Below are 9,669 nucleotides of genomic sequence, written 5' to 3' on the forward strand. Positions count from 1 at the left end.
AAGCCGCCATGGAAAACGAACCCTTGATCGACGCCCCGCTGAAACGCGCGCTTTGCCGGCTCTATCAAGCTCCGGATCGCCACTATCACAACCTCGCCCATATAGAGGCGTTGCTGGCGCTGGCGGACGAATACCGAGCATCGCTGCATGATTCCGGCGCCGTCGAAGCCGCAATCTGGTTCCATGACGCCATCTATGACAGCCGCGCCAAGGACAACGAGGCCAGGAGTGCGGCACTTGCTCAGGACAAACTTGGCGCCCGCACCGATCCGGAGCGCCTCGGCCGCATAGCGGCGATGATCGTCGCCACCGCCACGCATGAGCTGCCCAGCCTTCAACCACGGGGCCTTGCCGATGAGAACGCCCTCCGCGACGCAGCGCTTTTCCTCGACATGGACCTGGCGATCCTGGGTGCGTCACCCGACGCTTTCGACGCCTACGAACAAGCGGTCCGCCGCGAATATGGCTGGGTCGAGGAGCCGATGTGGCGCGCCGGCCGCGGCGTGATTCTCAAGACTATCCTCGCGCGCCAGCATATTTTTCACTCGCAGGAATTCCGCCAGAGGTTCGAGCCCCAGGCCAGGCAAAACATGGCGCGGTCGCTCGAAACGCTCAAACCCTAATCCGGAAAGGTCTCCATGCGCTGCGCATAGGCTTTGAAACCGGCGCGCCGGTAAACCGCTTGCGCGCCAGGGTGATCGAAGGTGTCGGTGTGAAGCCAGACCCTTTGCGGCGCATGCAACCAGACGGCGCGAAGCGCCTGGTCGAGCAGGAATGGCCCAAGCCTGCGGCGGTGGAAGACGGGGATCAGCCCGAAATGAACCAGCTCGACCTCAGGCTGGCCGACGCCGTTGAATTCGCACAGACCAGCGGCCTCGCCCTCGACGCGCAGCACATGGATATGTGTCGAGGGCAGCGCCAGCAGGCGCTCGAGGTCTTCCGCCGGCATGCGCAGCCGCTGGTCCCACTGCACCGGCTCGCCGACAGCGCGGTAGAGGTCGATGTAAGCCGCGCAGTCCAGCCTTTCCAGCGCCACCGTGGTCGCTGCTGCAGGGCTGACGCGTGCAGGCGCCAAATCGCGCGGGCGCATCTCCATGTAGGTGACGAGAAGATCAACCAAAGCGGCACCGCCTCCGGCTGCAAGCCAGACGAAGATCGATCACCTGAAGGCGCCAACGGACTTGGTCGCCGCCCAAACAAAGAACAGGCCGATCACCAACGACAGCCCGTTGAGGATGATACCGACGATGCCGAGGACACGATTGTCGTTTGAACGTCCCAGTGCCATCAAGCCAAAAACCACGCCGGTGATGTGCGCCAGCGGCGCCGCAACGAGAAACACCGCCAGAAAAACCCCGCCGAGGACGTTTTGAGCGGCCAGCGACGCCTCGCCTGGCATCAACGCCAGCGTGACCACCGCCGCAAAATCCATTGCGAACGCCAGCAGGGCCAGGATCACCGCGCGTTTGCCGAAGCTGCTCCGCCCCACCACGCCGGGCATTGCTATCGTGCTTCTTCCCCATCCGGCCATTACTCGTCCCCGATCAGGTGAAAGCGCCTATCGTCGATGCCATTGCCACAAGCAGCAGGAAGCCAACCGCCAGGGAACCACCGTTGAGCAGGATGCCGACGACCCCGAGCACGCGGCTATCGTTCGAACGCACCAGCGCCATCAGCCCGAAAATCAATCCGGCAATATGCGCCAACGGCCCTGCCAGCAGGAAAACCGCCATGAAGAAACCCGTGGCGATGTTCTGGGCACGCTCGGATGCGTGGGTCGGCAGCGCCACCATTGTGGTCAGCGCTATCACACCGGCACCGAAGGCGAGCAGCGCCAGGATGACGGAACGCTTGCCGAACTTGCTCGTCAAGACGGCGCCCGGCAGAGCGTCGGCGCTTCTTCCCCATTGAGCCATTGTTTGCCACCCCTCGCCGGCCGCCCAATCCATATCGCCCGAAAAATCGCTTACCGGTTAAAGCGGATTTTCGGCATAAAACTCCAAAACCCGCTGCTTGAAGGTCTTGTCGCCCACAGCCAGCATATGGTCGCGGCCGTCTATGTGAAACACCTTGGCGTTCGGCATCAGCGCGGCGAGCTCGTCGGGCGAGCCGCCGATATCGTCTGTCGTCCCGACCGCAATCAGCGTCGGTTGGGCGATGCGCGTCATGTCGTGTTCGCTGAGCAGTTCGCGCGACGTGGCGATGCAGGCGGCCAGCGCGCGGCGGTCGCTGCGCGTCTGATCCGCAAAGGCGCGAAACGAGCGGCCGCGCGGATGGCTGGTGGCGGCCGGATCGTCGGCCAGCAGCGCCTCGGCGATCGGATCCCAGTCGCCGACCCCGTCGACCATGCCGATGCCGAGCCCGCCGAAGACCAGCGTCGCCACCTTGTCCGGATCCGACAGCGCCAGGAACGCCGAAATGCGCGCGCCCATCGAATAGCCCATGACATGGGCGCGCCCGATGCCGAGATGGTCGAGCAGCGCTGCCGCGTCCGAGGCCATCTTGGCCGGGGTGTAGTCGGCCTCGTCATAGCTTTTCGACGACGAGCCGTGGCCGCGATTGTCGAAGGCGATGGCGCGATAGCCGGCGTCGTTCAGCGTCTTGAACCAGCCGGGCGATACCCAGTTGACATAGTGGCTGGAGGCAAAGCCGTGGATCATCAGCACCGGATCGCCCGCCCCCGACGCCGGCTGGCGGTCGAGGAAGGCGAAGTCGAACCCGTCATGGGAGAAGAATTGCATCGGGAGCGGCTCAGCCGGCGCCGGGCGTGGGCGCGTTGCCCTTGTCCGATGGCGGCATGCCGGGGCCGGACACCGTGCCGACGGCCGGATGGCGCAGCAGATCGCCATGGTCGATGCCGTTTTTGGCGGCGGTGCCGGCCTTGAGCTCCAGCACGAAGCGCACTGGCACACCCGGCGAGATGACTGCATCGGACAATGGAGTGCCGTGCTTGACGGCCCGGACCTTGCCGTCCTGTCCAACAAAGATCAGGTCGAGCGGCATCGGCGTGTTGTGCATCCAGAAGCCGACCTGCTTCTGCATCTCGAAGACGAACAGCATGCCATGATTGTCGGCCATATCCTGGCGATACATCAGGCCGGCCTCGCGTTCCGAGTCGGTGTCGGCGACTTCGATCGAAAAGGATTTATCGCCGCCTTTCGTCGCCACGACCAAGGGTGTCGGATCGACGGGAAGGATCATCGCCTGACCGCCGGCGATCGTCTGCTGGGATGCGGTCGGCTGCCCGGAATAGAAGTAAGCGCCTGCGGCTACCGCAACGATGACGCAGAGCGCGCCCGCTGTCAGCCAGTTCCTGTACGCCATTGGAAATCCTCGACCAAAGACCATGATCCCTAAAAGTGGTCTCAGGTATTCGGATAAGATCGTGGTGAAACCAAGAAAAACGCCGTCCTGACTTCCTCAGGAAGGCTCGCGTCCTAATGCGCGACCGGCAAGGTGCCCATATCGGGGTGAATCTCGGCAGCCATGAGGCCCTTGTCACCGCGTCCGAAACGCACCAGCACGACCTGTCCGGGCCTGAGCTCGGTGATGCCATAGCGGCGCAGCGTCTCCATATGGACGAAGATATCCTCGGTGCCCTCCCCGCGCGTCAGAAAGCCGAAGCCCTTGGTGCGGTTGAACCACTTGACCAGCGCCCGCTCGAGCCCGCTTTCCGGCGTCACCGCCACATGGGTGCGCTGTTCCTGCATCTCGGCCGGATGGACCGCCGTAGTGGTGTCCATGGACAGCACCTGGAAAGCCTGCAAACCACGGTCGCCATGCTTGACAAGGCACACGACACGCGCGCCCTCCAATGCCGTCTGAAAACCGTCCTTTCGAAGGCAGGTGACATGGAGGAGGATGTCGCCCGAAGAACCGTCATCGGGAAGTATGAAACCGTAGCCCTTGGCCACGTCGAACCATTTGATGGCGCCGGCGATTTCGACAAGGTCGGCGCTATCGCCGCCACTGTCACTCTTCAGGGCGTCGTCAAGGTTCTCATCCCGCCTCGTGAAAGAGGCCTTATCCCCCATAAGAACGCCCCCTTTTTTTCAAGAAAACCGCAAGTGATTCTTGACATTAGATTAACACCGCCGCTTCCGGGGTGTGCAAGACCTGCCGTGCCTTTTTTCGCGGTTGAATACAGGAATAGCTGACTTGTTGTTTGCCGGCGTCGCTGCCGACAGCAATGACGATCCATCAAGGCGGTCAACCGGTCGGCAATTTGCAAGGGATTTCGCCGAAATCGGCAACCACTTGTGTCCGACGCTTTTGTCAGAGCAATCTGATTTTTTCCAAAACCGGTGACCACTTTTCCAGTCCGATGCTCGTTGCCCTTCGGCGGGGTGGACCTTATGTTGCCTCGCAACCCAAACATTCCCGAGGAAATCCCATGCGCTACCTCCACACAATGGTCCGTGTCGCCGACGTCGATGTCTCGCTTGATTTCTACTGCAACAAGCTCGGCCTTAAGGAAGTGCGCCGCTACGAAAACGAGCAGGGCCGCTTCACGCTGATCTTCCTCGCCGCCTCCGAGGATGTAGAAAGCGGCATCACTGAGAAGGCGCCGCTGATCGAACTGACCTACAATTGGGATCCGGAGGAGTACAAGGGCGGCCGCAATTTCGGCCATCTCGCCTATGAGGTCGACGACATCTACGCCACCTGCCAGCATCTGATGGACAATGGCGTCATCATCAACCGGCCGCCGCGCGACGGCAACATGGCCTTCGTCAAGTCGCCGGACGGCATCTCCTTCGAACTGCTGCAGAAGGGCCCGGCCAAGCCCAAGGCCGAGCCGTGGGCATCGATGCCGAACACCGGCACCTGGTAGCGATCACGCCATCTTGAGCGAGGCGGCCGCGCCGACAAGCCGGCCGCCTTTGCCATTTCGAGCAACGGCACCTATTTACCTGCCTGTCGCGCCAGCCAAACAAAGCCAGTGCCTCATCCAGGAGAATTCATTTATGCCGACCAGCCGTGCCGATGTCACCACCGCATATGCCAGCCGCTATTTGCAGCAGCTGTGCAAGCACTGGGCGCACAAATTTCCCGTCGAGTTCGATCCAAACCACGGCACCATCGATCTGTCGCTCGGCCGCACGGTTCTCGATGCCGATGCGGCAGCGCTGCATATCACGGTGTCGACGGATGAAAGCGGATCGCTGGAGCGCATGGAGAGCGTCGTTGCCGATCACATCAAGCGCTTCGCCTTCCGCGAGGAGCTGACTTTCGAGTGGAAGCAGGCTCCGGCGACCTGATCTGCTGTCAGCCGCAACGCCGAACGCCGGAAGCTGCCAGCCCCGGACAACGTTATGGCGTCATTTGGTTGCGACGCATCTGAATTGTCGGAACGACGGATCGATCAGAACTTGTAGTTCAGGCCGATCTTGATCGTATGGGCGTCGATCTTCACCCTTGCGTCGTTGCCCTCGATATCTGTCAAACGGACCTTGCCGAAGTCGAAGTACTGGTATTCCAGCTTCGTGGTCCATTTGTCGGCGAAGGCCCATTCGACACCGCCACCGATCGTATAGCCGAAGCGGCCTCCGCTCCTCGATGCGCTGCTGTCCGGGTCGGGCACCCCGTCAAAATCGAAAGTATCGCCATAACTCAATTTGTAGTGAGTCGCCGCCGCGCCGCCCTTGGCGTAGATCAGCAGCCTGTCGGTGGCGTAGCCCAGACGTGCCGTCAGATCGCCATAGACGCCCAGTTTCGCCGATCCGAAATTGTCCGGCTCTTCGACGATAGTCCTGTCGCCGTCGAGGCCGAGATAGCCCAGATCGGCTTCGACGCCATAGACAAATGCTCCCGGACTGCCAGTTGTAACCGGCCTGAACGCCGCCGAGGAAGCCGTCGGTATCGACGTCATGGGTCTGACCAAGCTCCTCATCGAAGAAGGAATCCGTCTGGTCGACCGCGTCACCGCGTCCCCAGCCATAGCCGGCGTTGATGCCGACATAGCCACCCGACCAGACAAACCCTGCCGGTACGGTCTCAATCACGTCGGCGGCGAACGTCGCGCCGCAAGCCGAAATCAGGAAAGTGGATGCGAGAAGCAGACGTTTCATGAAACTCCCCAATGCAGTCGGAAAGAGCATAGCACAGACATGCAGTATTCATTAAGCTGCCCAAGCCGGAAAATCGGAAATTGTTGCAGAAAAAACAACTGTTTAGCCGAGACTTAATTAGCATCGCAACCGCAACGCAGATCTAAGCGATTCAAAGCGAACGCGCCATCTGCAGCAGCGCCAGCACCGACCGCCAGTTGCGCGCGGTGCCTGGCACTTTCAGCACGCGCGGGATCAGCCCGGCGAACACCGATTTGCCGAGCCCGTCTGGCGCCTTGAGGTAGAGCACGTCGCCCTTAACCTCGAAGCTTTCCGGGCCGGTGCATTTTTCGGCAAGCCTGGCGATCTCGTCCGCCGTCGGCTGGCGCTCCAGCGTGTAGGCGTGAAGCTTGGTCGGATCGCCGGCGACTTCCGGATAAGGATTCTCCTTCACCAACCGTTCGAACCAGGAGAGATCGCGCACCATGATGCGCGAGTGAAAGCCCCATTTTTTCTCGAAGGCCGCCTCTATCTGTTTGGTCAGCGTGGCGGCGTCGCCCTTCTTGGTCCGGAACACGACATTGCCGCTCTGCACATAGCCGGCGACATCGGTGAAGCCGAGCGCCTCGAAAAACGCCCGCAACTCCGCCATCTTGACGATGCGGTTGCCGCCGACATTGATGCCGGAAAACAGCGCGACGAAGACCACCCTTCGCTCTTCGAGCTTCGGGTGGCAGGCTGTACCGCTCATATGATGAACCCGGCCAGGGTCTCGTTGTCGGTGATGTCCTGATAGTGGACGCCCTCGGCCTCGAAATTCGCCTTCAGCAGGTCGAAATTGCGCCGGTCCCTGGTTTCGATGCCGATTAGCACAGAGCCGAAATTGCGTGCCGATTTCTTCAGATATTCGAAGCGGGCGATATCATCGTCGGGACCGAGCAGTTCGAGGAAGTCGCGCAGCGCGCCCGGCCGCTGCGGAAAGCGGATGATAAAGTATTTCTTCAGCCCCTCGAAGCGCAGCGCCCGCTCCTTCACGTCGGGCAGCCGCTCGAAGTCGAAATTGCCGCCCGACACCACCGCAACGATGGTCTTGCCGCGGATTTCCTTGCGCGAAAAATCTTTCAACGCGTCGATCGCCAAGGCGCCGGCCGGCTCCAGCACCACGCCTTCGATGTTGAGCATCTCGATCATGGTGGCGCAGAGCCGGTTCTCCGGGATCAGCCGCACCGCATCGGCGGCGAACTCCTTGAGGTGGCGCAACGGCTCGCGGCCGATCTCGGCCACCGCCGCGCCGTCGACGAAATTGTCGACATTGGCGAGCCGGACGCGCTTGCCGCTGGCGAGGCTCTGATACAGGCTCGGCGCACCGGCCGGTTCGCAAAAGACGTACCGCGCGTCACGTTGCTGATCGGCGAAATAGTGCGTCACCCCCGCGGCCAGGCCACCGCCGCCAACCGGCAGCATGATGATGTCGGGCATGCGCGCGCCCGGCATTTGGTCGGCGATCTCATAGGCGACCGTCGCCTGCCCCTCGATAATGTCCTTGTGGTCGAAAGGCGGCACCATATGCGCGCCCGAACTTTCGGTGAATTCGAAGGCGGCGCGGTAGCAATCGTCGAAGAAATCGCCGACCAGCCGGATCTCGACGAACTCGCCGCCGAACAGCCGCGTCTTGTCGATCTTCTGCTGCGGCGTCGTCACCGGCATGAAGACCACGCCCTTCTTGCCGAAATGGCGGCAGACGAAGGCAAAGCCTTGCGCATGGTTGCCGGCCGAGGCGCAGACGAACAGCTCGGCCTCGTTGCCTGCGGCCAGCGCCTTGCGGAAAAAGTTGAAGGCGCCGCGGATCTTGTAGGAGCGCACCGGCGAAAGATCCTCGCGCTTCAAGAGCACCCGAGCCCCCGTCTTCTTCGACAAATAGTCGTTTTCCTGCAGCGGCGTTTCGGGAAAGATCTCGCGGATCGCGGCTGCGGCGGTGGCGACACGGGAGGAGAAACTGTTCATGGCGCCGTCACCTCTGGATCGAATGGTTCGAAGGCGAAGCCTATTGCACAAATCGCCGTTTGCGGCCACCGATGCCCGCTGGCCGCCGCTTTGATGCGCCGGATGAAATCCACTGGAGCCATCCTCATGCCTGTTTCGGCTGTCGCCCTGAAGACCGTAGACCTTCCTGAATTCGGCGAGCCGACCGTGATGCCGCTGCTTAAGCGCCAGACCTACGAAGCGCGCATCGATGCTCTACTGGCGCATGGGGTTAAAGCCGGGCTCGATGCCTTCGCCGTCTATGGCGACCGAGAGCACGCGGCCAATGTCGCCTATCTCAGTGGCTACGACCCTCGTTTCGAGGAGACCCTGCTGGTCATCGTCCCCGGCAGCCAGCCGAAACTTCTCGTCGGGAATGAAGGCTGGGGCTATGCCGAAATCTGCGACGGACCCTATGAGCGCGTGCTCTACCAGACCTTCTCGCTACCAGCGCAGCCACGCGACCGCTCCGCTTCCCTTGCCGACACGCTTGCCGCCTGCGGCCTGAAGACCGGGCAGAAAATCGGCGCCATCGGCTGGAAGCCATTCGGGCCCGGCGATGGCGGCTTTGGCGAGACGACGCTCGACCTGCCGTCCTTCATCGCCGATACGCTGCGCACACTGGCCGGCGACAGAGGCGCGGTGGTCAACGCCGCCAACCTGTTGATGAACCCATCCGACGGCCTACGCGCCATCAACGAGGCAGACCAATTGGCGTCCTTCGAATTCGCCGCGACCTTTTCCTCGCAGGGCCTGCGCAACGTGCTTGGGAATATTCAGCCCGGCATGAGCGAATTGCAGGCCGCGCGGCTGATGGGGATCAACGGCCTGCCCCTGTGCTGCCACCCGATGCTGTCCGCCGGCAGGCGTGCGCCCTACGGCTTGCCTAGCCCGCGCCTCGACATCATCAAGCGCGGCGATCCCGTCACCATGGCCTATGGCATCCAGGGCTCGCTCAACGCCCGCGCCGGCTTCCTGGTCGAGAGCGCGGCCGAACTGCCGCCCGAGATAAGCGACTATGTCGAACAGCTGGTAGCGCCCTATTTCGCCGCCGTCGTCGACTGGTACGAGACCATCGGCATAGGCGTTGCCGGCGGAGCGCTTTGGAAAGCCGTGCATGACCGCATAGGCGACCCGTTCTTCGGCGTCTCGCTCAATCCCGGCCATCTCGTCCATATCGACGAATGGATGCATTCGCCGGTGTTTTCCGGCTCGGACATCAAGCTGCAATCGGGCATGGCGCTGCAGGTCGACATCATTCCGGCGACCGGAACCAGCTATTTCACCACCAACATCGAAGACGGTATCGCGCTTGCCGATGAGGCGTTGCGCGAGGAGATCGCGGCCCGTTATCCCGAGGCATGGCGCCGCATCGAGGCGCGCCGCGCCTTCATGGGCGATGTGCTCGGCATCAGGCTCAAGCCCGAGGTATTGCCCTTCTCCAACATCCCTGCGTTCCTGCCGCCATTCTGGCTTTCGCGCAACAGTGCGATGGCTGTGACCCGACGCTGACCACATTTCGGCTGGACACGACTTACTTCTGCCGCACTCTCACTGTCCGGGAGGTGTCGCGGAGGGTAGACGGGCCGAGGGTAGA

At 62.1% G+C, this 9,669-nt stretch carries 13 protein-coding genes; 4 read left to right on the forward strand and 9 right to left on the reverse strand.

The annotated features are described in order from the left end of the window. The first annotated feature begins 8 nt into the window (after positions 1-8). Positions 9-623: an HD domain-containing protein gene (locus NLY33_RS21960; RefSeq protein ID WP_023706617.1), complete on the forward strand. Its 615-nt coding sequence runs from the start codon at positions 9-11 to the stop codon at positions 621-623. Here the strand turns inward: NLY33_RS21960 and NLY33_RS21965 are convergent. The 6 genes from NLY33_RS21965 to NLY33_RS21990 all read right to left on the reverse strand — a co-directional run bounded on the left by NLY33_RS21965 (position 620) and on the right by NLY33_RS21990 (position 4,034). Next, entirely contained in the window at positions 620-1,120 is a 501-nt protein-coding gene (locus NLY33_RS21965) for a GNAT family N-acetyltransferase (protein ID WP_023706616.1), read from the reverse strand. The two genes, NLY33_RS21960 and NLY33_RS21965, sit on opposite strands and share 4 nt — an antisense overlap. A 39-nt stretch (positions 1,121-1,159) precedes the next feature. Next, positions 1,160-1,501 carry a hypothetical protein gene (locus NLY33_RS21970; protein WP_023706615.1) on the reverse strand — a complete coding sequence of 114 codons (342 nt, stop codon included), beginning with the start codon at positions 1,499-1,501 and terminating at the stop codon, positions 1,160-1,162. A gap of 43 nt (positions 1,502-1,544) precedes the next feature. Further along, a complete protein-coding gene (locus tag NLY33_RS21975; RefSeq protein WP_286438986.1) occupies positions 1,545-1,916 on the reverse strand; it encodes a hypothetical protein in 372 nt (123 codons plus the stop codon). A 57-nt stretch (positions 1,917-1,973) separates the two neighbouring features. After that, positions 1,974-2,741 (reverse strand): alpha/beta fold hydrolase, encoded by a 768-nt coding sequence (locus tag NLY33_RS21980; protein ID WP_023706613.1) that lies wholly within the window; start codon positions 2,739-2,741, stop codon positions 1,974-1,976. 10 nt (positions 2,742-2,751) lie between these two features. Continuing rightward, positions 2,752-3,324: a DUF192 domain-containing protein gene (locus tag NLY33_RS21985; protein ID WP_023691205.1), complete on the reverse strand. Its 573-nt coding sequence runs from the start codon at positions 3,322-3,324 to the stop codon at positions 2,752-2,754. Positions 3,325-3,437: 113 nt separating this feature from the next. Further along, positions 3,438-4,034, reverse strand: coding sequence for a cold-shock protein (locus tag NLY33_RS21990; protein WP_031196524.1), 597 nt, complete (start codon positions 4,032-4,034; stop codon positions 3,438-3,440). 359 nt (positions 4,035-4,393) lie between these two features. Here NLY33_RS21990 and NLY33_RS21995 point away from each other — a divergent pair, with 359 nt between their 5' ends. Both NLY33_RS21995 and NLY33_RS22000 read left to right on the forward strand, forming a co-directional pair. Further along, positions 4,394-4,834, forward strand: a complete 441-nt coding sequence (locus tag NLY33_RS21995) for a VOC family protein (RefSeq protein WP_023667513.1) — start codon at positions 4,394-4,396, stop codon at positions 4,832-4,834. 133 nt (positions 4,835-4,967) lie between these two features. After that, positions 4,968-5,261 carry a DUF2218 domain-containing protein gene (locus NLY33_RS22000; RefSeq protein ID WP_023681521.1) on the forward strand — a complete coding sequence of 98 codons (294 nt, stop codon included), beginning with the start codon at positions 4,968-4,970 and terminating at the stop codon, positions 5,259-5,261. A gap of 104 nt (positions 5,262-5,365) precedes the next feature. Here NLY33_RS22000 and NLY33_RS22005 read toward each other — a convergent pair whose 3' ends face one another. From NLY33_RS22005 to ilvA, 3 genes are all read right to left on the reverse strand, one after another. After that, positions 5,366-5,872 carry an outer membrane protein gene (locus NLY33_RS22005; RefSeq protein WP_023708471.1) on the reverse strand — a complete coding sequence of 169 codons (507 nt, stop codon included), beginning with the start codon at positions 5,870-5,872 and terminating at the stop codon, positions 5,366-5,368. Positions 5,873-6,222: 350 nt separating this feature from the next. After that, positions 6,223-6,801 (reverse strand): DUF1697 domain-containing protein, encoded by a 579-nt coding sequence (locus NLY33_RS22010; protein ID WP_023706611.1) that lies wholly within the window; start codon positions 6,799-6,801, stop codon positions 6,223-6,225. After that, a complete protein-coding gene (ilvA, locus tag NLY33_RS22015) occupies positions 6,798-8,054 on the reverse strand; it encodes a threonine ammonia-lyase IlvA (protein ID WP_023706610.1) in 1,257 nt (418 codons plus the stop codon). Before ilvA ends, NLY33_RS22010 begins: the two co-directional genes overlap by 4 nt. 126 nt (positions 8,055-8,180) lie before the next feature. Between ilvA and NLY33_RS22020 the strand changes: the two genes are divergently transcribed. Next, positions 8,181-9,584 carry an aminopeptidase P family N-terminal domain-containing protein gene (locus NLY33_RS22020; protein WP_023706609.1) on the forward strand — a complete coding sequence of 468 codons (1,404 nt, stop codon included), beginning with the start codon at positions 8,181-8,183 and terminating at the stop codon, positions 9,582-9,584. The last annotated feature ends 85 nt before the right edge of the window (positions 9,585-9,669 follow it).

Source organism: Mesorhizobium sp. C432A (genome assembly GCF_030323145.1).
In the GTDB taxonomy this organism is placed as follows: Bacteria; Pseudomonadota; Alphaproteobacteria; order Rhizobiales; family Rhizobiaceae; genus Mesorhizobium.